Raw genomic sequence first — 20,985 nt, 5'->3', positions numbered from 1 at the left:
TCCGCCAGAACCTGCTAGCGTTCGTTCCGTTGTGCCGCACAGCGTGTCGGCAAGGGAGATCGATGTCCGAGGAAGTCCGCCAAGAGAGCACCACCGCCAGACCGGGCATCGCCGACCTGGTGGCGGGCCTGTCCATCGCGGGCCTGCTGCTGCCCGAGGCCGTGGCCTATTCGGGCATCGCGGGGCTGCCGCCGCAGGCGGGCGTGATCGCGCTCTTCGCGGGGCTGCTGGTCTACGGCCTCTTCGGCGGCAGCCGCTTCGCCATCGTCTCCGCAACCTCGTCGTCGGCCGCGGTACTGTTCGCCGCCACCACCTCGATTCCCGGCGTCGATGCCGCAACGCGGCTGGCCCTGGGAGCCGGCATCGTGCTGCTGGCCGGCGTGTTCTTCGTCATCGCCGGAATCGCGAAGCTCGGCGCCGTGTCTAGCCTGATCGCCAAGCCGGTGCTGCGCGGCTTCGCGCTCGGACTGGCGCTGACCATCGTGGTCAAGCAGTTGCCGAAAGTGTTGGCAGTGCAGCCGACGCACAGCGATTTCTTCCGGCTCATCGCAGGCCTTGCTGCAGAGTGGCGCCACTGGAACCTGGCCGGCGCAGCCATGGCGTTGGTCGCGCTCGCACTGCTGCGCGGCCTGGCGCGCTGGCGTGCGGTGCCGGCGGCGCTGCTGGTGATCGTGTGCGGCATTGCGCTCGATGCGAGCGGCTTGTGCCGCGCCTGGGGCGTGGCGGCGGTCGGGCCGATCTCGCTCGACTTCTCGCACCCCGGCATGCCGCAGCTCGACCGTGCCCAGTGGCTGGGCCTGGGCGAACTGGCCTTTGCGATGGCGCTGATCCTCTACGCCGAGTCCTATGGCTCGATCCGCACCTTTGCGATGCGCCACGGCGACAGCGTGTCGACCAACCGCGACCTGCTCGCGCTCGGTGGCGCCAACCTGCTCTCCGCGCTGTTCCAGGGGATGCCAGTGGGCGCGGGCTACTCGGCCACCTCGGCCAACGAATCGGCCGGTGCGCAAAGCCGCGCCGCGGGCATCGTGGCGGGCCTCGTGGTGCTGCTGGCCGTGCTCACGCTGCTGCCCTGGATCGCCCACACGCCCGAGCCGCTGCTGGCCGCCATCGTGATCCATGCGGTCAGCCACACGCTGAACCCGGCCGCACTGCGGCCGTACTTCCAGTGGCGGCGCGACCGGCTGGTCGCATTGGTGGCGGTGGCCGCGGTGCTGCTGCTCGGCGTGCTCGATGGCCTGCTGGCCGCCATCGGCGTCAGCCTGTTCTTGCTGCTGCACGGCTTCTCGCGCACCACCGTGAGCTGGCTCGGCCGCCTGGGCCAGAGCCACGACTATGTCGACACCGGCCGCCACCCCGAGGCGGTGGTGCCGCCGGGCGTGCTGATCGCGCGGCCCGAGGTGCCGCTCTTCTTCGGCAACGCGGATGCGGTGTTCGCATCGATCCACGCCCGCATCGACGCAACGCCGGCGCTGCAGCGCATGGTGCTGAGCCTGGAGGAGTCGCCCGACCTCGATGCCACCGCCATCGAAGCCCTCTGCGACTTCGCCGCGTATGTGCGCGTGCGCGGCGCGCGGCTGTCGCTGGCGCGCGTGAAGGACGACGTGCGCGACCTGCTGGCCAAGGTGAATTCGCCCGACCTGTCCGCGGCGGTCTATGCGTCGTGGAGCGTGGACGATGCGGTGCAGCCGGTCGCCGGCATTCCTGTGACCGATACTTCGCGCCCCTCGACTTCGGAACCTCGCCCATGACCCCCTCGAAAGCCAGCCAGACCGCCCTCGTCACCTCGCTGATGCGATCGCTTCACACACGCAGCGATCCCGCGCCGCTGCTGGACGACCCGTGGGGCGACCGCCTGGTGCCGGAGTCCGTGCAGGCCGGCCTGCGCGAGCGAGCGATGGCGCGGCTGGACCCCGCGCTGCGCGCCGAAGCCTCACCGGCCAAGGTGCTGGACGCCGCGATGCGCGCGAACGCAGCCTATCCCGGCGTCGTCCTGCGAAGCCGCTACACCGAAGACATGCTGGAGGCCGCGGTCGCGCGCGGCATCACGCAGTACGTGCTCATCGGCGCGGGCTTCGACAGTTTTCTCTGCCGCCGCCCGGCGTGGGCCGAAGGGCTTCAGATCTATGAGGTGGACCACCCCGCGACGCAGCAGTTGAAGCGCGAGCGCCTGCGGCACTGCGGCATCGCCGAATCCGACGACGTGCATTTCGTGGCGGCGGACCTGTCCGAGGAGACGCTGCAGTCGGCCCTCGTGCGATCGTCCTTCCAGCCGACACAGCCCACCTTCTTCTCGTGGCTCGGCGTCACCGTGTACCTCACGCGCGAGGCCAACCTCGCGACGCTGCGCGCCATCGCCACCGTTGCGCCGGCGGGGAGCGAACTGGTCTTCACCTACATCGACGAAGCGGCGCTGCAACCCGGCCATCTGGGCACCGAGGGGTTCCGCAAGCTGCGCAGCGATGTGTATTCTGTCGGCGAGGCCTTTCTCTCGGGCTTCGATCCGGCGACGCTCGATGCGCTGCTGCTGGAGACCGGCCTGATGCTGACGGAAGACCTGGACGGCGAGCAGACCGTGTCCCGGTACGACGCGGCGGGCGTCAACGGCCTGCAGCGGGCCGGCGCGGGGCACATCGCCCACGCGCGGGTCGTCAGCGAGACGCCGCGGCATTTCTCGCCCTAACCGGCGAGGAAATCCGGCTGGCGAAACTTCTTCTCCAGAAACTGCCCATTGGCCACCAGCGCGGCTGCATCGCTGGAGGCCACGTTGGCCACGATCTCGCGCAGCTTGCCGTCGAGCAGGCCCAGCTGTTCGCCGAGCAGTTGGCGCGCCGTCTTGCCGTCCTTCACCGCATGGGTGATGCGGAACGCGGGCGGCAGCGCGACGTAGTTGGCCAGCGTTTCGGGCAGGTAGCGCAGCACGGTCTCGCGCACGGTGAACAGGTCGTCGCCGTTCGAGCGTGCACCCACCAGGCGGGGCAGCACCTCGCCCACCGAACCGCGCACGCTGTCGAGGCTCTTGCGCATGTCCTCGGTGAGGTGCGGCTGCGCCTGCGCGACCACGCGGTCGAGGCGCTCCAGCGTCTGTTCCACGCTCAGGGTGTCTTCGATCTGGCGCTCGAGTTCGGGCGCCTTGCGGCCCAGCAGCCAGCCGGCGACATACAGGCCCGCGGTGATCAGCAGCCACCCGCGGTCGATGACACCGGCAAACAGCAACGCGGGCCCCAGCAACGCCAGCGCGCAACCCAGGATGTTGGCGTTGCCGTAGAGAAACAGCAGCGCCCGCAGTTTGAGCGAACGCTCCGGCATCACTGGTAGCCCCGGATTTCCTTGAACACCTGGCCGAGCTGCAGCTTGCGGCCGTCGAACTCGCGGCCGCCCGAGAGCTGCGCGATCTGCTGCATCTCCGACGCATTGGCCTCGCCGAACAGGATCGGGAAGATGCGCGCCGGCAAGCCGTTGGCGTAGCGGTCGCGGAACTCGTGGACCTTCAGGCCCGAATTGTTCTCGCCGTCGGTCAGCAACACGATGCTCACGAAACGATCGGGCTCGCGCTGCTGCTCCTGGCGCGCGAGGTCTTCGGCGGCGGCCAGCGCGGAGTAGATCGCCGTGCCGCCGTCGGCCGTCATCCCGTCGGCCAGGCGGCGCAGTTCGGTGCGGGCCGCATCGATCCTGTCCGCATCGAAGCGCACCCACACGGGCGGCGACACCCGGCTTGCGAAGGTGATCAGCACCACGCGCTCGCGGCTCTGGAAGGCGCTGTAGCGCGCGCTGGCGGTGGTGGCAGCATCCGCGCCGGAGAGCAGCTTCAACGCCTCGCGCATCGAGGCCAGGCGCTTGCCCTGCATCGAACCGCTGAGGTCGAGCACGAAGATCGAGGTCGCGGGTTTGCGCCATTGCGACTGGTAGGTGCCGAGCACCGCATCGATCACCTCCAGCCGGTTGGGAAAACCCAGCTCGGCCACGGCGGCGGTAGGCAAGGTACTCGATGCCGCCACCTCGGGATTGGCCGGACGCAGGAAGGCTGCCGACAACGCATCGCGCTGGAAGGGCGCGGCCTTGAGCGTAGACACCAGCTGCGTGTAGGCCTCGCGCTTGTCGGCGTTGAGCAGCATCAGCGGGTAGTCGGCCGAAATCATGCCGTCGCGCGGGTAGATCAGCACGAGCTGGTCGGCCGCGGGCAGCTTCTCGTTGGCGCGCAGGATCACGGCCTCGTAGTTCACCATGGCGTCGATGGCGGACGGGTCCTTGATGTAGGCCTCGGCCAGCCAACCCGAGCTGCCCGCAGTGAGCTTCTGGCCGGAGAGGAAGGCCTTCAGCGTTTTCTCGTCCACGTCTTGCGCGGCCAGGTCTTCGGTCTTGCCGGCCAGCGCCGAGGCCACCGCGAAGAGCGCGCTCATGCCGGTGTTGGAGCTGATGGCATTGGTCATGCCGTAGCGCAGTTGGCCGTCGCCCGCGGCCTTGGCGATCTCGGCCCAGCCGGGCGGGCGCTTGTTCCAGCCGAGCTGGGCGGCCTTGGCCTTCTTCACGCCGAGCGCAATGCGCGAATAGAAGAGCTTGTCGCGCGCCAGCGGCCTGGCTTGCAGCGCCAGCGCGGGATAGGCGCCATTGGGGGGCAGGATCGCATCGAAACGCTCGCCGGCGTTGATGCGCTCGACGATGTCCAGCGTGCCCGCATACGAGAGCTTGACCTCCACGCCGGCGGCCTTCGCGGCATCGACGATGGGGCCTTCCAGGTCCTTCAGTTCCGAGCCCGCGAGGATGGTGAAGGCAGCATCCGGCACCGCCGCCGGTGCACTCTTCGTGGCCTGCGATTCTTCCTGGCCGCAGGCCGCGAGGCCCAGCGCCAGCAAGGCGATTGCCAGCAACCGACGCACGCGCGACAGGATCACAGCGCGACCTCGCCGCGCGGCTGCTGCAGCGCCTCGGTGGTTTCCTGCCGGCGCACGCGGTCCAGGTAGGTGCGGCTCTTGGCGACTTCGCTGGTCAGCGTGTCCACCGTGGTCTGCATGGAGTCGAGCGCCTTGCTCTTGAAGTCGGCGATCGTGTCCATGGTCTGGTAGATGTTGGCAAAGGCCTGCTGCAGCTTGGCGATCTCGATGGTGCTCGACGCGGCCTGCTGGTGGATGGCGCTGCTCTGGTCGCGCAGCATCTCGCTGGTGCTGGCGATCAGGTTGCCCGTGGTGGCATTGAGCGCGCTGATCTGGTCGAGCACCAGCTTCTGGTTGGACAGCGCCTGCGCGACGATCACGGCGGTGCGCAAGGCGGCCACCGTGGTGGTGGTGGCGCGGTCGACGCCCTTCATCAACTCGAGGTTGTTCTTGCGGATCATGTCGAGCGCGAGATAACCCTGGATGTTCACCGCGAGCTGGGTCAGCAGGTCGGTCACCTTCTGGCGCGAATAGAACAGCATTTCCTCGCGCACGACGCGGGCCTTTTCAGGGTCGGTGGCTTCCAGCTCGCGCGCCTTGGCATCGAGCTGGCCGTCGAGCGCCTTGCCGATGTGCACGTATTTTTCGAGCCGCTCCATCAGCGTCCAGAGATTGACCTTTTCCTGCTCGATGGCGGTGTTGTCGCGCAAGAGCTCGTCCTTGCCGCGCTTGAGCGATTCGATGATCGCGTTCAGGTGCGTCTGCGACGACTGGTAGCGCTCGAAGTAGGCCAGCAGCTTGTTGCCCAGCGGGATGATGCCGAGCAGCTTGCGGGCCGAGAACAGGTCGCCCTGCTTCGAGGGGTCGAGGTCTTCCACCTGGCGGCGCAGGTCGATCAGCGACTGGCCGATCTGCGCGCCCTTGTCGAACAGGCCGTTGCGCAGCGAACCGACAGGCCGGTCGAGCATGCGGTTGGACACGGAGGCCGATGCCTCGATGTCCTTGTTGCCCATCGAGTGGATGCGTTCCACCGCTTCCTTGAACTGCGGATGCTGGCTGTCGTGCGAGGTGATGTCGTCGATGAAGCGCGCCACCTGCGCGTCGAGCTCGGCCACGTCCTCGGGCTTCAGGCGCACCTTGCCGCTGGCGGACTCCACCGGCACCACCGCGACGGCGACGGGCGGCTCCAGCGTGAAGGCCTGCGGGGGCAGGAGCTGGACCGGCGCGGAGTCCACAGCGGCAAAGGTGGTGGTGGTTGCGGCGACAGGCGCGTTCATGGGAGTTCCTTGGTTCATTACTTGAAGCGGGCTTCGATGCCCGCGATCATTCGTTCGAGCCACTCGAAGCTGGGCGGATCGATCACGTCGACCAGCACCTCAGGCACCTTCACGCCGCGCTGCGCCCAGGTCTCGGGGCCCTTGGTGTCGCCGCCGGTGCGGTAGCCGTATTCGTGCGCCAGCTCGCGCAGCACCGGATCGTTCTCGAGCGCCGCGCCCAGCCGCGCGCCGCCGGGCGTGTAGGGCACCAGCACATGCTTCGAATAGACCGTGGGCCGGGGGTAGAGCAGCACCATGTCGTTCTTGAGCTTGTCGGGGTTCTTGAGCCAGAACTCGACCATCTGCGATTCGTAGGCCACGAGCAGCGGCGCCTTGCCCATGCCGAGCGCGAGGTAGTCCTCGAACGGCCCGGAGGACGACTGCTCCTGGAAGCCCTGGCGCAGGAACAGCGGCGCGACGACGGGCAGCACGCGGTCGACGTCCTCCTGGCTCTGCACGATCTGCTGGCTGTTGGCGAGGTAGCTGGCGAGCGCGAGGTACATCGCGGCCGAATTGGAGGTGCGGACGTCGGTCGAATTGACCAGCAGCGACTTGCTGGTGGAGAAGGCGCTGCTGGCCTTGAGCTCCTTCCAGCGCGTGCCCTTCTCGATCATCGCCATCAGGCCAGGCAGGTCGACGACGTAGTAGAACTCGCCCTGCTTCGCGGCGATGCCGTTGGCGACCAGGATCTCGGCAATGGGCCGCCAGCTCGCCAGCACGATGGGCGTGTAGAACGGATTGAAGACGTTCGGCGCCTTGGCCAGCGACTTGAGCTGCTGCGCAGCGGGCGCGCCCGAGGGAAAGCCGAAGTCGAACTTGCTGGCGTCGTAGCGGCTCGCAATGGCCCGCGAGCCGGCCTTCTCGACCGTGACGGTGATGCCCTGCGCGGCCAGCGCCTTCTGCACGCGCGGGTCGGCGAAGAAGGTTTCCTTCTCGGAGCCGATCAAGCCGCGCAGCGTGACCTGCTTCCCCTGCTCGATCCGCGCGGCGGCAGCGGTGGCCGACTCATCGTGCAGGCGGGTGTTCGAATACCAGACGCCGGACCCGACCGCAGCCAGCAGGACCACGGCCAGCACCGGCGCGATCAGTTTTCGAATTTCCAAATCTCATGCTCCTCAGACCCTCTGTAGCGGGGCTGAGAAACATCCTACTGGCGCAATATGACAGTGCTGTCACACATCTGTCATCGCCGCCGGCATCAACGGTAGGCGTCGCACAGGGCGAGGTATTCATCGCCCGAAATCTGCAGCGCGGTCGCGCGACGCAGCACGCGGGCCTTCGGCTTGGGCAGGTCGGTCTTGATCTGGATCTGCTTGCCGATGGGAATGCCCATGTAGTTCTGGTTGACCCAGATGTTCTCGACGATGTTCTGCCACGGAATCAGCAGGCCGTTCTCGAAAGTCAGGCCCTGGTGGCCGATGACGAAGGCGGGCGTCTCGATGTTGCCCAGCTGCCGGATGCACTTGACGGCCAGCCACGCGGCGAGCAAACCGAACGCCGCGCCAATGAGGATGCCGATGTTCTTGTCCTGCGCGCGAATGCAAAGCACGGCCAGCACGCACGCCACCACCACCCAGAGGATGGCGCCGGCGATCAGTCGCGGACGGGAGTAGAAGACAGGGCGGTCCTGACGGGTTTTTTCCTGTTGGCTGGCGGAGCTGTAGATTTCCATTTTTTTCTGAGTCGCTGTGCGTCGGAGTGGTTGAAGAAAGAAAGAAAGAACGAAGACAAAAGCTCAGGCCGACGGCAGGCGCTGCATGAGGCACGCCATCAACACCGGCTCGTTGTCGATCTTCGAGCGATCGATCTTGCGGGTCTTGCCGTTGGCGACGATCACCAGGTGCTCGTCGACATCCATGTCTTCGGCGTCGGACTGGGTGCGGATGGTGTCGATGCTCGACCAGGCGATGAGCTGGCCCTTGTGCAGCAGGCCTTCCGCATTCAGTTCCAGCGCGCCGAAAGCCACGGTGTCGCCCTCATGCAGGCGCCGCTCGACGTCGTGCCGCAGCACCTCGCTGACGGCGTCTTCCACTTCGGCAACCAGCGCGGAGGCGTCGTCCCACAGATCGAGCCGCAGCCGCTGCGTCTTGCCGTTGCGGGTGGTGAGCAGCAGGTGGTTGCGGTTGTGGCGATGCCGCAGCCGCGTCACGTCGGCGAAGGCAAGGATCTTCGTGCCGGCCTGCAGGCCGTGCGCGTCCACGGTCAACGCCTGCGGGGTGCGCCACCAGGCGAAGAAGTCGCTGCCCTTCCAGCAGATCAGGTAGATCGCGGCCGGAATCGCAAGCACCAGCACGAAGAAGGCGCCCTTGTAGCGAACGAAGTCCGGTGTGATGAGATAAGGAAGGATGTAGATCTTTGCCGGCACCAGCATCATGGCGCAAAAGACATAGATCGCGGCGAGGCCGCCCAGCACGCAATAGAACGCGTAGCGCGGAAAGATTCGGGTGTGACGAATGGGCATGTGAGTTGCCCAATGCGTCGACAAGGGGCGTGGTGGCGTGGCGCTGAATTGCGCGCACGACCATACCAGCGAGAAGCGTCGCGCCAGAGGTTCGGCAGGCCTTTTGGCACATTTTTTTTGAACAGGAAACGCCTGCCTCGAAGGTCGTTAACCAGGAAGATTTAAGTTTGCTTCCTGCCTCGACACGAACGCTGCTTAAGCATTCATGGCAACCTGGCAAGAAGCGCGCGGCATGCCGCGCGTGCGCGCCCGTGCATCGGGGCTGGCGTCCCGCGGCCGTATCCGTTCCGGGGGAGAGCGTGGCATCGCCCTGCCGCACGGATCAGGCCGTCAACGCCCACAGGATGCGGCGCTCGCCGTACAGGGCCGTGGCATTGCCCAGCAGCGCGTCCTTGCCGGTGCCGCTGTCGTTCACCTGCCTGAAGGGTGTTCCGACACCGAGCACATACACCTTGAAGAAGTGGGTGCCGTCGAAGAAGAAGCCCATGAAGAGGTTCACATCGCAGGATTTTCCGGGCTGGCCTATGGAGCGCAACTCTCGACCTATCTCGTAATTTCTCTTTATGCGCTCACTCTGATCCTCTCCAAAAAATCGTTCTCGATTCAAGAGATCTGAAAAGGAAAGCTCATCAAGAGAGGAATCAAGCTGCGCTGTCATGGCCTCACCTTCATAAGGTGCTCGACCTTTTCGCGGGAGTACTGCAGCGACTTCTCCTTCCACTGGCGCTCATGGATGAGGAATTCCGGGTCGGCTGGACCAGTAAACATCTGAAGCTCTTTGGGTGGCCGCTTTTGCTTCTTCTCTTCCAAATAGAAGTCCCACTTCTTTTTGAGAGACGCCGATGGGTCTTGATCGAACTCATCCATGGATTTCTTGCTCGCTCTGAGGCTCTCCTGCGCCAGCCTCATATCCCGCTCCCACAACTCCCGCTGAAAGGCCAGCGAAGGCTTGGGCCACCCCTTGATCTTCCCGGGCCACTCGTCGCCGTTGGGTCGGTAAGCCGTTGAGACCACGCCCACCGTGCCGTCCGGATAGTTGATGAACCACACATCACCCGCCTTGCCGCTCTTGTCGTAGGGCGGCAGATCGACGATGAAGGTCTGGCGCGGCCGGTAGTCGCCCGCCCTGTTGTCGTAGCTCTGCAAGATCACGCCGACCTGGATGCCGGGCGCCCAGGTCTTCGGCACGTCATAGCAGCAGATCACACCTCCCGCAGCAAAAGGGCCGATCTCTTCGGAAGCGACCACGGTCTGCTTCGGATCCTTCGGGTCGAACAGCCGGTAGCGGATGTCCTGGTCGGTGTAGTTGACGCCGCTGACCGACGCTGGAACCGTGTCGGCGCGGCCGAGGGCGCAACCTGTCGTAGCCAAGGATGCAAGAAGCACGAAGGGAAGCAGCCAATTTCGCAAGGTCATCTGTCGTTCCTGCTGCGGCGAGCTAAGCCATCAAGGCGCGCAGTGCCTCATGGTCGCTGTGGAGGTTGTTGCTCAACTCGGGTTGCTGCCAGAACAATTCGCACAGGTACATTCGTTGAACCAACGTGTCGATGCGCATTGCGTTGCTCCAGTTGCTCATGTGGTTGTATCCCCCAACCGAAGCCGGCACCATCTTTTTCCCGCAACCGGCCAGCAGTGCGCAGGAAGCAATTGCCAACGCACGCGGCCAAAAGCCGGACCTGCGCGTGTTGCCCGAGGCCAAGTCAAGGGCTGGCTCCATGGTTGCGCTCATTCTGGAAGAGCCCCTTGCTTCTCGTAGTCGATTGATTGAGGGCTGGTTCCCAAGAGAGCTTGTCCTCCGCGCTCGTTGGATAGCGCGGGGAAGGTCGCGTAGCGGACCCGGCCCAAGTGTCTACCGCCGATACACCGGAACCATCTTGAGAGGACCATCAGGGTGGCAGCGCACGGGCACGGTCTCTCCCTTTTCGTTGGTGACGCCAGTGCTCACCAGGACATCGTGGATGTCCCGAATCTCGTACTTTTCCTTGGGCATCGGGCGGTTGTCGGTCGCACGACGAAGAACGAATTTCTTCCAGCAGAGCCGCAAGTCGTAGTTCGCATCGTCATAGCCCGTGTTGGTGTACTGCTTGTCTGACGAGTGGGTGGCGCAGCCAGCCAAAGCAACGATCAGCAACACGCCCATTGTCATGCCGCGAAGAAGACTTGCACCGAGGAGCACATTCATCAGTAATCCGCCTTGCCATCTTTGCGCTCACCCCACCAGGGGCGGTTTGTTTGCTTGCCGTACTTGATCAGTCGATCGCGCCGGGCTTCGTCCGTGACTGAATAGTCGGGCGACGGCAGAACCAGCACGGCGCGCCCTGCTTCAGGATCACGGCTGGACAGATACAGCACCGGATGCTTGCGCTCGTGGCAGGCAAAGGCGGCCATCAGCAGTGAGTAGTTCACTGTCGATGCGCCGAGGTCGCCCAGCAACGAGGTCATGTCCAGTGTGTCCTTCAATATGTCGAGCTTGGGCGCCAAAGGAGAAAGTGCGGCGGCGGTGTCCGACAGGCGCGCGGCGGCTTCGCGCGAACCCCTGCCGCTGTCGCGCATGACGGTGCCGATATCTGCGGGGGTCAGGCCCGCTGCCGCACAGACCTGCTCGACCGACTCGCGCAAGGCGGCAATGCGTTTGCGCTCCTGAGGATAGCTGGGTTTGGCGTCGTTGTTTTTGACGACGGCAGGGGCGGTGAAGTAGGCCAGCGGCTTGCGCCCGCTCTCGTAGCCTGGATGGCCCACGATCAATTGCACGCCGGACTCGTTGGGCTGTTTGTATTTAGGGCGACTAGGCGCGTCCGAACTGGTGAGCCAGACGGCCTTGGCTTCGGGTGTGGCGATCAGGTTCCACGTCGCTGACAGGCTGTTCCAGCCGGACAGGCCGGAGGCAGAAGTCACCGCTGGTTTAGAGGTTTCGCCATAGTGAAGGTAGGCGTGAAACCAGATCTGTTGCGTTTGCTCGGCTGTCAGACTTTCGGGCAACGAGGTGACGACCTGCAAACCATTCATCTTCGCGCCATTCCACAGGGCCATGTGATAGCCCTCGACGGTCTGGTTGTAATAGCTCACCGGTAGGGAATAGCTGCCCGCGAGGTCGGTGATATAGGTATCAACATAGTCATCCATAGTTACTTCGCCTGAGGTATTGACTACCGTTGCTCTGAATGGCTTCGGCGGGGTGTTCTCGGGGTTGAGCGCCAACAACTGCGCCAGGAAGTAATCCGCGGAATAGCCGATGTGTCGCAGCGGCGTGATTACATTGCCCGCGATCAACTGTGCTACTGCGCCCTGCGGCCAGCCACCGTTGCGTGAGAACGTCGAGCTTGCAGGATTCGTCGCCTTCGCAGTTTGGGCGCTTGCCTGCTTGTTCAAACCCAAGAAATCGAGCATTCCCATGGTGGCTCCCAGCATCAAAGTGCGGCGTGCGTTCATCAATGAATATCCGCAACGAAGTTGCTCTTGCGCTTGTCTACGATCTTGGGGGCGTTGTCAGCCATGTGCTTCATGTCGTAGGTGCGGAAAAGTTGATGACCGTTGAAAAAGCCTTGATTGAAATAGTCAAAAAACTTCAGGGTGTCGAGACGGTTCTTGTTGAGATACCGCCAATCCGCAAATTGCCTCAGATTCTCAAGGTAAGCATCCGTGATCTCCGACGGATTGACCCAGCCGATGGCCACGTCATAAGCAATGGCCTTCCGCGCATGCATGGCGTTACCCACGATGGTCGAGTGATCGGTGGCGTTGGGGTTTTCTTTCAGGAATATGGTGGTTTGGGTCTTCATGTCGCCCTCGGCTTTGCCGAGCCGGCCCGCCGCCTGCTCCATCTTCAAGCGGGCATTGATCTCGTAGCGCAGACCCGATTCGGTACTGGCATCCCCGCTGCCATCCACGCCGTGCGCTTTGCCGAAGTTGCCGTCCTTGTTCACATAGCCCCGCGCCGGGTCTTTGCCCTCGTCGAAGTCATTGTCGCGTCGACCTTTGTAGTCGGCCGCGTCGTCCACGCTGGGGTTGGCTGTACGCCGACTCATGGGCACAAGGGGATCCGGCAACTCCGGCGCGTTGATGCTCACCGTCCAGCCCTTTTTCGGATCGTCGTTGATGCGCACGTTGACCAGGCGCGTGGCGACGATCAGCAGAGGTGCAGTCACCGTCGTGATCACCTTGGAGACGAAGCTCTGCTTCTCGTTGTACGACAGTCGGTAGCGGGCCAACGGTGCCGGCGGATTCCAGAATCGCTTGCTGTGGTTGTCTTCGAGGTAGTTGTACTGCTTCCAGTCGGGACTGCCGACCTGGAAGCTGCTGCCAGCCCGGCCGCCGGTCTTGGGTTGTGCCCACACCCGAACATAAAAGCGCTTGTTGATATCGAGCTTGTCACGCTGTGCCTTGCTCACGCCCTGCCACCCCATGCCCTGCACTGGCGTGACGCCAATGACTTGATCGTGCGGGTTGCAATAGAGGAACACGCGGCCGCGGTTGTCGCGGTCTTCTCCCTGGACATAGGGATAAGGCGTGTCCGATGCATCGCCCATGTCGTTCAAGACAAAGAGATCTTTTCCCGTCTCGGGGTCCTGGCTGTGCTGCCTGTCGTTGATGTCTTCGAGTTTCTGGTGCGCCTTGTTGAAGCGGTCCACCACTGCCTGCAAGAAGTTCTTGAACGTTTCCTGCCGGGCCTCGCTGGTGACACCGCCAGCGTTACCCTCGAAATTGAATCCTTCAGAGTTCGACAACGCATCCATGGTGCTGGAGTCGAGGTTGTAGGGCGGATTGGCCAGGATGTAGGTGTCGGCCAACGCACCATCCGCGATGCCCAGCATGGCTGCACCCAGTGTGACCATGTTGCCCTGACTGTGGCAAACCACGGTAATCGGGCAGTCGGGCTGCTTCTTGCGAATGGCCTTGATGAGCTCTTTGAGTCGGTGCGCCGCATGCGCGTAGTAGGTGCGTGGCGGGCAGGCATACACGTCGCGCCCCTCCACCGGCAGCATGTTGGCGTAGATCCACCAGAACAGGCGGTCATCGAGACCCTTGCCCCACATGTAAGGCAAGGCCGACGTGCCGTTCTGGAATGGGCCGCCACCCCAGGCGTCGAGCTCGTTCAGGTAGATCTTGCCGGCGTATTCTTTTTTCTCATCGATGGTCTCGGTGCCATCCTGTCCCGCGGCTTTGTAGCCCCAGCGGAACCGGATCACCGGGGAGCGGCCGGGATCGGCGATGAAGTTGTCGCCGCTCAACCCAAAATCTACGCCGCCTTCAGCGGTAAGTTCGGGCTTGTACTCCACCTTGCGCAGCAGCGCCCGATCCGAAAGCCAGGCACGGCTGTAGCCAAGACGTTCGTTGAGGCCGTCAATCAATCCCTCTTCGCACTGCTCGTACCACTCGCCATCGGAATTGACGCCATGCACGAAGATGACGAGGCCGGGCAGGAAGCCGGCATGAACGTCGCTTGTGTCCATCCCGGGGGATGTTGTCGGCGCCTGCGTATCGAGTTCCTGGTTGGTCATGCGCGGTCGTACAAGAGTTCAATCACCACGTTTTGAATGCCGTCGGACTTGGCAAACTCCGTTTCGCCTTTGTCGTTGCTGACACCTTCGATGGTGCGGCCATCGTCCATGGTGATTCGATATTTCTGATGAGGAATCGGCTGGTTGTCGGTGGCACGTCGAATGACGTACTTGCGCTGGAATGGCGCGGCGTCGGGGTTCACGGGAAGAGGGTGTTGGAGACTCGTCGGCCCTGCCAGCTTCCGCTGCACCGCGTGATAAGTAATCTTGCCCGGACACTCGAACGTGATGTCCCCGTTCTGCAGCGTGATCGACGCACCCTGCGCCGTCGCAAAACGGATCTTCTTCTGCGCCGCGAACTCCACCGTCTTGTCAGTGCTCGCAATCTTCAGCGCATCCTTGGCCTGTACCCGAAGCTCGTCGTGCTGCGCCTGAAACTCCAGGTCGTCGCTGCCCGCGATGATCGACAACCCCGCCTCGGCATCCGCCTTCTGCGCCCCAGCCAGCAGCCCGATGGCCTGCCCGCTGTGCACCCTCAGCACATCCGCCAGCGCCAGGTTGATATCCCCACCGCTGGCCAGCGTGGCAGTCTCGCCGGCCACGATCTGAAGCTGCTGCCCGGCCACCATCGCGAGGCCGCCGCGCGCCGCCAGTGCAACCACCGCATCGGTCGTGTGCGGCACCTTGCCATCGCCAGTAGCGACAGACTTGTCCGATGCATCCGCATACGCCGCATCCAACGCATCGCCCGTCACCATGCCACTCGCCGCATGCTGCATCGCCGCGTACGGCGCACGCTCCTTGTCGAGCCGCGAATCGTTGGCCTTGTCGGCACCGACGTGCCCGGCCAGCTGCACGGTCTCGTGCTTCATCGCCGCCTCGCTCAGCGCCTGCCCCAACTGCTGCACCTGCTTCAGCAGCGCCATGCCCGCGGCGAAGTCGCCGACCGGCTCGAGGCGCTGCCCGCCCGCGCCGTGGTACGTGCTCAGCAGCACGCCCTTGCCGCCGCGCAGTGCCGCGTAGCCGTCGGTGCGAAGCTCGAGCCCCTGGCCGCGGAAACTGCCGCGGAAGTTGTCCGCCTGATGGATCAGATGCCCCAGGTTCAACTGGCTGTGCGCCGTGCTCGCATGCAACTGCACGCGCAACTGTTGATTGGAATCGTCGAACACCAACTGGCTGAAGCCGGTGCCGCCGAACTCCTTGGTCTTGAAGCCGCTCAGTGCGGCCGCGTTGCGATGCCCCTTGTCGTCGGCACTGGCGCCGTGCCAGGCCGGGGCGTTGCCGGCGGCGAGGTTGGCCTGCGCGCTGGGCGATCCGTTGCGGGCCTGCGCAAAGACATCGGCCTCCTGGCCTTGGCCGCCGCCTTCGCCGGGGCGTTCCTGGTTGCGCGCTGCGCCGCCGGGCGTGGGCGCGATGCCGCCGTCGCCGCGGCCGTTGTACACCGCACCGACGATGACGGGCTGGTCGACGTCGAGGTCGACGAACTTCACCAGCACCTCCTGGCCGATGCGCGGCAGCCACTGCCAGCCCATGCCGGGGCCGGCCTGGCGCTGGGCCACGCGGATCCAGCGGGTGCTGCGGTTGTCCTGCGCGTTGCCACCGTTGCCACCGTTGCCGCTGTCGTTGCCGTTCCCGCCGTTGCCGGTCGAATCGGCCTGCCAGTGGAATCGCACGCGCACGTCGCCGCGATCGTTGCAGTAGAGCTCGTCGGCACCGTTGGGCGAGGTCTCGCCTGAGGGGCCGACCACGACGGCACTGTGCACGCCGCTGGCCGTGGGCTTGGCGTGCAGACGCGCGCCGTCGGCGGCCGCCAGCACGGGCCGCCAGGGGCGCTCCACATGCACGGCCGAGAAGCTGTTGGCATAGCCGAGGGCCTGCGCGGCCTTGAGGCTTTGCGCCTGCGGGCGGACATCGTTCGCCCCCTGTTGCGCGCTGCCCGTGGCCGTCGGCACGAGTCCGAACACGTCGGCTTCGGAGGTGACGGATGCACAAGGCCTGTCGAACACGAGATGCTCCGACAGATCGCCCAACTGCGCAGCAATCGATGCAGCAGTGTCCTTCGGCAGGTTGTTGATGCCCACGTGCTCGACGGTGTCCAGCAGCAGCGCGGGTTTTGCCTGCAGGCCGAGCGCGGGCGCGTCGTCGACATCGATGCGGGTGCCGGCGCGCAGCGTGCGCACGGTGCTGTGGCCGAGCATCACGTCGGCGCGGCATTCGGCCGCTTCCATCGTCAGGCCGGCATAGCGTTCGAGCGTGCGGTTGCTGTCCCAGCCGCGGCTGCGGTCGTTCAGGCCGAGCACGTCGTCGTACTCGATGCGCGGCGCGTTCTTGCCGCCCACCGCAAAGCGCGCGGCGGCGCTGCCCGCCAACTGGCGCTTGCCGTCAACGTTCCATGCGCTCAGGTGCACCTGCGCCACCGACTGCCGCATGCGGCGCACCAGCGCCTGCACGGCGTCGCTGCGCTCCTGCGAACTCTTGCGATGAAAGCGRATGGGCGAACCGRGGTCCGCGGGCTGYGCATCGTTCGCGGAGAAGATCACGAGCTTGTGSCCCATGGGCGCCTTCTCGTCTTCCTCGATGCGCCAGGCCAGGCCCTCTTCGGCCAGCAGGCGCGAGAAGAAATCGAAGTCGCTYTCGCGGTACTGCGTGCAGTAGGTGCGAACGGGYGCRTCGGCRAGAAAGCCGTTCACCTCGGARGAGAAGGCCCAGCTGCCCGCGTCGGCATACGGCGCGAGCACGCGCTCGATGATGTCGGCCACCGAGCGTTGCTGGAACACCTGGCTGCGGCCCTGTTGCGTGGCGAGCCAGAGCCAGGGCACGAGCGTGAGGCGGTAGCGCGCGAGGCCGCCGTCGGAGCCGAGCGACTCCACYGCGCGGATCAGGCCCGTGCGTTTACCGAGCGAGCCGTYGGCCAGCACGGTGACCAGCGTGAGGGGCTGGTCGATCATCGAGGTGAGCGCGAGGTCGGCGCGCAGGCTCAGGCAGACGATGCGCATCTCGAACAGCTGCGACACGGCCTCGCGCTGGACCCAGCCTTCGACGCGCAGGGCGTCGATGCTGGCGTTGGGTGAAGCGCCCGGAACCTCGAGACGGTAGAGCCGGTTGGTCTGGCTGAGCTCGGCCCAGAGCGCGCTGCGGTCACCGGCAGATGGCGACGAACGCGCGCGCACGCTACCGTGGATGGACATGAGACTCCCCGAATCATTTCGTATTCTTCTCCGCATTGCGCGGAGCGACGTTCATTGGATTATCTGAGTCCCGATGGCCCGGGCGTAAGTACCTGAAAGTAGCACCCGGCGGGGCGGGCGGCCATCGCGGCCGGCCCGCGCAACCGCACCGCCCTGATCGCCAGCCTGCCTGCGGCAGGCGAACGGCACGCCGGCCTACGCCGCGCCGACTGCGGCCGCGAAGGCCCCGGCGATCTCGCGCGTCACGCGCAGGAAGGCTTCCATCTCGGCCACCGTGTGGCAGTGCAGCGGCGATACCCGCACGGTGCCTTCGAGGCCGAAGGATTCGAGCATCCGCTTCGAGTAGATGCTGCTGGCCACGCGCTCGTACACCGTGACGCCGCGCTTGCCGTACTCGACCACGGCCTGCGTGCAGTCGAGGCCGTCGAAGCCGATGCCCAGGATCAAATCGCGCTGCGTGAGGTCTTCATGGTCGAGGAAGACCTGCACGCCATCGAGCGCGCGCAGGCCCGGCGTCTGCGCRGTGCCGTCGAGCAGCGCCGCCAGCAGCGCGCGCTCGTGCAGCTCGATGCGCTCGATGCCCGCCACGAAGCGGGCGCGGCGGTCGGTGGCATCGGTGAAATGACCGCCGAGCCAGCCCACGTAGTCGACGATCTCGGTGAGCACCGCGAACTGCCACGGCGCCGAGCTGCCCAGCTCCCAGTGGCCGGGCTTCTTGCCGGCCAGCTTGTGGTGCGGCAGCGCGGCCGCGCGCTCGGACATCCACGAGAAGCCCGAGCCCCGGCAGCCGAAGAACTTGTAGGGCGCAAGGTTGATGCCGTCCACCGGCGTCTTCTGCAGGTCGATGACGCCATGCGGCGCGTGCTGCACGGCGTCCACGAGGATGTAGAGCCCGGGCTTGATCTCGCGCGCGCGGCGCACGATGGCCTCCATGTCGAGCTTGGCGCCCGAGATGTTCGACGCATGGATCACGTTGAGCAGGCAGGTGTTCTCGTCGATCAGCCCCACGATGGCGTCCACGTCGACGCCGCCGGTGACGGGGTTGCTCTTCGCCACGCGCAGCTCGCGCCCGAGCCGCTCGGCATACAGGCGCATGGCGTCGAAGGCCGAGGGATGCTCGAGCGCGGTCGTGACCATGTTCGTGCCCGGCACGTGCTCGGCCACCGCGCGCACCATGTCGAACATGGCGCCCGAGGCGGTGAGCGAGGGGTAGACGCTGCCGCCGCGTGCGTTGAGGATGGTGCGCAGGTCGTCGGCGCCGCGGGCCTGCATGGCCTGCAGCTCGACGGCCGTTGCGTGGATGCGCTCGGCGTTGTCGGGAATGGCGTCGACCTGCGCGAAGCGCTCGACCGCCGCCTTCAGCCGGAACGAGCCGCCGGCGTTGTCGAAATACAGGCGCTCGCGGCCGTGGTGGTCGCGCTCGATGCCCAGGAAGCGCTGCCGCACCTCGCGCATCAGCGCCTCGGAAAGAAGCTCGCCTTGTGGCAGGTCCGCACGTGTGGCTGCCATGGTGTCAGACGCCCTTGTTGTTGGGGTTCTTGTAGATCTCGCGCACCGCATCCGACATCGGGAAGTTGAGGTTCACGTTCTTCGGCGGGATCGGCGACAGGAACCACTTCGCGTAGAGCTGGTCGATGGCGCCCGACTTCATCAGGCCGGCGACCGTCTCGTCGACCAGCGCCTTGAACTGCGGGTCGTCCTTGCGCAGCATGATGCCGTAGGGCTCCTGGCGCAGCGACTCCTTCAGGAGCTTGTACTCGCCCGGGTTGGTCGCGCTGGCGATCATGCCGGCCAGTTGCACGTCGTCGAGCACATAGGCTTCGGCGCGGCCGGTGGACAGCAGCAGGAAGCCGTCGGAGGTGTCCTTGCCGGCAATCTCTGTCACCTCGATCGTGCCGTTCTTGCGCGCGCCGCGCAGCAGCTGGATCGAAGTGCTGCCCGAGACGGTGGCCACGTTCTTGCCATTGAGGTCGGTGAGCGCGTTGATGCCCGAGTTCTTCCTGACCGCCGCAGTGATGTTGGTCACGAAGTGGCTGGGCGCGAAGTCGACCTGCGCCTGGCGCTGCGTGGTGTTGGTGGTGGTCGCGCAATCGAGGTCGACCGTGCCGTTCTGCAGCAGCGGAATGCGGTTGGTCGAGTTGAGCATGGTGTAGCGCACCTCGATCTTCGCGAGGCCGAGCTTGGCCTTCACCGCATCGACGATCTTCAGGCAGATGTCGTTGGTGAAGCCGATGGGCGCGCTGTCGGCGCTGAGCTTGTAGGAGAACGGGATCTGGCTGTCGCGGGCGCCGATCTGGATCGTGCCGCTTTCCTTGATCTTGCGCAGGGTGTCGTTGTCCTGGGCCGACGCGGCGCCGCAAGCGCATGCAATGGCGAAGCCGAGGGCGAGAGGCAGTTTGAAGTCCATGGTGTATTCCTTGGTTTGCAGTGACGGTGGCCTGGGGCGGATCTTCGGCGTCTCGATGAATTTCCAAAAGCGATTTTTTGTGATCGAATCACATGAATAAAAGCGTTCTTTCAGCCGGAGAAGCCCACCGTGATGACCTTCAAGCAGCTCGAAGCCCTGTACTGGATCGGCCAGCTGGGCGGCTTTGCGCAGGCGGCGAACCAGCTCCACACCTCGCAGTCCGCCGTGTCCAAGCGGGTGCATGAACTCGAGCTGCTGTTCGACACCGCGCTGTTCGACCGCAGGCAGCGCACCGCGCGGCTCACCGAAAAGGGCGAGGAGATGTTCGTCCTCGCGAAGAAGCTGCTGGAGCAGCGCGACGCCGCGGTCGAGCAGTTCGGAAAGCCCGGCGTGGTGGAGCGCCGCATCCGCATCGGCGTGACCGAACTCACTGCGATGACATGGCTGCCGCGGCTGGTGGGGCTGATCCAGCAACACTACCCGAAGGTGATCCTCGAGCCCGACGTCGACGACAGCCTGCAGCTGCGCGACAAGCTGCTGGCCGACGAACTCGACGTGGTCATCGTGCCCGACACCTTTGCCGACTCGCGCCTGCCGAGCAAGGTCATCGGCAAGGTGAAGAGCGCCTGGATGTGCAAGCCGGGCGTCGTGCAGGAGGCCGCCGGCACCGTGCGCCTGCACGACCTCGCACGGCACCGCATGCTGGTGCAGGGCAGCAGCTCGGGCACCGGGCGCGCCTACGACGCGTGGATGAAGGACCAGGGCGTGCAGCCTGCCAACGTGATCGTGGTGAGCAACCTGGTGGCGCTCACGGGGCTCACCGTGTCGGGGCTGGGCGTGAGCTACCTGCCGCGCGAGTGCCTGGAACCCCTGGTGGCGGCGGGCATGCTGGCGGTGATCGAGGTGACGCCGCCCCTGCCCGCGGTGCGCTACGTGGCGATGCACAAGGGCGAGCATCGCAGCGCCCTCACCTCGTCGATCGTGATGCTGGCGCAGGAATGCTGCGATTTCACGCGCATGTTCCAGGCGCAGCCGGAGGAGGAAACGGAGGACTGAGCTTCCGCCGGCCTCAGTTCCTTCAGGGCGCGCTCACGCCGACGGTGTGCTCTGCTCCGCGAATGTCCCCCGGCGCGGCCTAGGGCCGCAGGCCTCCTCCTTTATTTCGCTGCGCAGAGCACACCATCGGCGTGATCGCTCAGAGCACTGGTTGATCGGCCGCAAACCAGCAGCGTGCCCTCGTGCAC

At 65.3% G+C, this 20,985-nt stretch carries 18 protein-coding genes; 3 read left to right on the top strand and 15 right to left on the bottom strand.

Annotation, left to right across the window (positions count from 1 at the left end):
* Positions 1–62 precede the first annotated feature (62 nt).
* On the top strand, positions 63–1,751 hold the full coding sequence (locus AC1DXX_RS19905) for a SulP family inorganic anion transporter (RefSeq protein ID WP_478135931.1): 1,689 nt from the start codon (positions 63–65) through the stop codon (positions 1,749–1,751).
* Positions 1,748–2,683 carry a class I SAM-dependent methyltransferase gene (locus AC1DXX_RS19900; RefSeq protein ID WP_478135930.1) on the top strand — a complete coding sequence of 312 codons (936 nt, stop codon included), beginning with the start codon at positions 1,748–1,750 and terminating at the stop codon, positions 2,681–2,683. The genes AC1DXX_RS19905 and AC1DXX_RS19900 overlap by 4 nt, the downstream gene beginning before the upstream one ends.
* On the opposite strand, the gene AC1DXX_RS19895 is transcribed toward AC1DXX_RS19900, so the two are convergent.
* From AC1DXX_RS19895 to AC1DXX_RS19825, 15 genes are all read right to left on the bottom strand, one after another.
* Complete coding sequence (locus AC1DXX_RS19895; protein WP_478135929.1) at positions 2,680–3,309, bottom strand: hypothetical protein; 630 nt, start codon at positions 3,307–3,309, stop codon at positions 2,680–2,682. The two genes, AC1DXX_RS19900 and AC1DXX_RS19895, sit on opposite strands and share 4 nt — an antisense overlap.
* The gene (locus tag AC1DXX_RS19890) at positions 3,309–4,892 is read right to left on the bottom strand and encodes a vWA domain-containing protein (RefSeq protein ID WP_478135928.1); all 1,584 of its coding nucleotides are present in this window, start codon (positions 4,890–4,892) and stop codon (positions 3,309–3,311) included. Before AC1DXX_RS19890 ends, AC1DXX_RS19895 begins: the two co-directional genes overlap by 1 nt.
* Positions 4,889–6,148: a toxic anion resistance protein gene (locus tag AC1DXX_RS19885; RefSeq protein ID WP_478135927.1), complete on the bottom strand. Its 1,260-nt coding sequence runs from the start codon at positions 6,146–6,148 to the stop codon at positions 4,889–4,891. The genes AC1DXX_RS19890 and AC1DXX_RS19885 overlap by 4 nt, the downstream gene beginning before the upstream one ends.
* Before the next feature lie 17 nt (positions 6,149–6,165).
* A complete protein-coding gene (locus tag AC1DXX_RS19880; RefSeq protein ID WP_478135926.1) occupies positions 6,166–7,290 on the bottom strand; it encodes a hypothetical protein in 1,125 nt (374 codons plus the stop codon).
* A 95-nt stretch (positions 7,291–7,385) separates the two neighbouring features.
* Entirely contained in the window at positions 7,386–7,859 is a 474-nt protein-coding gene (locus AC1DXX_RS19875; protein WP_478135925.1) for a hypothetical protein, read from the bottom strand.
* Positions 7,860–7,922: 63 nt separating this feature from the next.
* Positions 7,923–8,648, bottom strand: coding sequence for a hypothetical protein (locus AC1DXX_RS19870; protein ID WP_478135924.1), 726 nt, complete (start codon positions 8,646–8,648; stop codon positions 7,923–7,925).
* A 322-nt stretch (positions 8,649–8,970) separates the two neighbouring features.
* Positions 8,971–9,147, bottom strand: a complete 177-nt coding sequence (locus AC1DXX_RS19865) for a hypothetical protein (protein WP_478135923.1) — start codon at positions 9,145–9,147, stop codon at positions 8,971–8,973.
* Between the two features lie 155 nt (positions 9,148–9,302).
* A complete protein-coding gene (locus tag AC1DXX_RS19860; protein ID WP_478135922.1) occupies positions 9,303–10,064 on the bottom strand; it encodes a DUF3304 domain-containing protein in 762 nt (253 codons plus the stop codon).
* Positions 10,065–10,086: 22 nt separating this feature from the next.
* Positions 10,087–10,377 (bottom strand): hypothetical protein, encoded by a 291-nt coding sequence (locus AC1DXX_RS19855; RefSeq protein ID WP_478135921.1) that lies wholly within the window; start codon positions 10,375–10,377, stop codon positions 10,087–10,089.
* 120 nt (positions 10,378–10,497) lie between these two features.
* Positions 10,498–10,830 (bottom strand): hypothetical protein, encoded by a 333-nt coding sequence (locus tag AC1DXX_RS19850; protein WP_478135920.1) that lies wholly within the window; start codon positions 10,828–10,830, stop codon positions 10,498–10,500.
* A complete protein-coding gene (locus AC1DXX_RS19845) occupies positions 10,830–12,077 on the bottom strand; it encodes a hypothetical protein (RefSeq protein ID WP_478135919.1) in 1,248 nt (415 codons plus the stop codon). The genes AC1DXX_RS19850 and AC1DXX_RS19845 overlap by 1 nt, the downstream gene beginning before the upstream one ends.
* Complete coding sequence (locus AC1DXX_RS19840) at positions 12,077–14,146, bottom strand: T6SS effector phospholipase Tle3 domain-containing protein (protein ID WP_478135918.1); 2,070 nt, start codon at positions 14,144–14,146, stop codon at positions 12,077–12,079. Before AC1DXX_RS19840 ends, AC1DXX_RS19845 begins: the two co-directional genes overlap by 1 nt.
* Positions 14,143–17,334, bottom strand: coding sequence for a type VI secretion system Vgr family protein (locus AC1DXX_RS19835; protein WP_478135917.1), 3,192 nt, complete (start codon positions 17,332–17,334; stop codon positions 14,143–14,145). Before AC1DXX_RS19835 ends, AC1DXX_RS19840 begins: the two co-directional genes overlap by 4 nt.
* 195 nt (positions 17,335–17,529) lie before the next feature.
* Positions 17,530–18,843 (bottom strand): aminotransferase class V-fold PLP-dependent enzyme, encoded by a 1,314-nt coding sequence (locus AC1DXX_RS19830; RefSeq protein WP_478135916.1) that lies wholly within the window; start codon positions 18,841–18,843, stop codon positions 17,530–17,532.
* A gap of 4 nt (positions 18,844–18,847) precedes the next feature.
* Positions 18,848–19,741 carry a transporter substrate-binding domain-containing protein gene (locus tag AC1DXX_RS19825; RefSeq protein ID WP_478135915.1) on the bottom strand — a complete coding sequence of 298 codons (894 nt, stop codon included), beginning with the start codon at positions 19,739–19,741 and terminating at the stop codon, positions 18,848–18,850.
* Between the two features lie 132 nt (positions 19,742–19,873).
* On the opposite strand from AC1DXX_RS19825, the gene AC1DXX_RS19820 reads away from it, so the two are divergent.
* Positions 19,874–20,797 (top strand): LysR family transcriptional regulator, encoded by a 924-nt coding sequence (locus AC1DXX_RS19820; RefSeq protein WP_478135969.1) that lies wholly within the window; start codon positions 19,874–19,876, stop codon positions 20,795–20,797.
* Positions 20,798–20,985: the final 188 nt, after the last annotated feature.

This window comes from Variovorax sp. P4_B10, assembly GCF_056402375.1.
The sequence above is the reverse complement of the archived record's forward strand: the minus strand, read 5'-3'. Positions and strand labels throughout refer to the sequence as shown.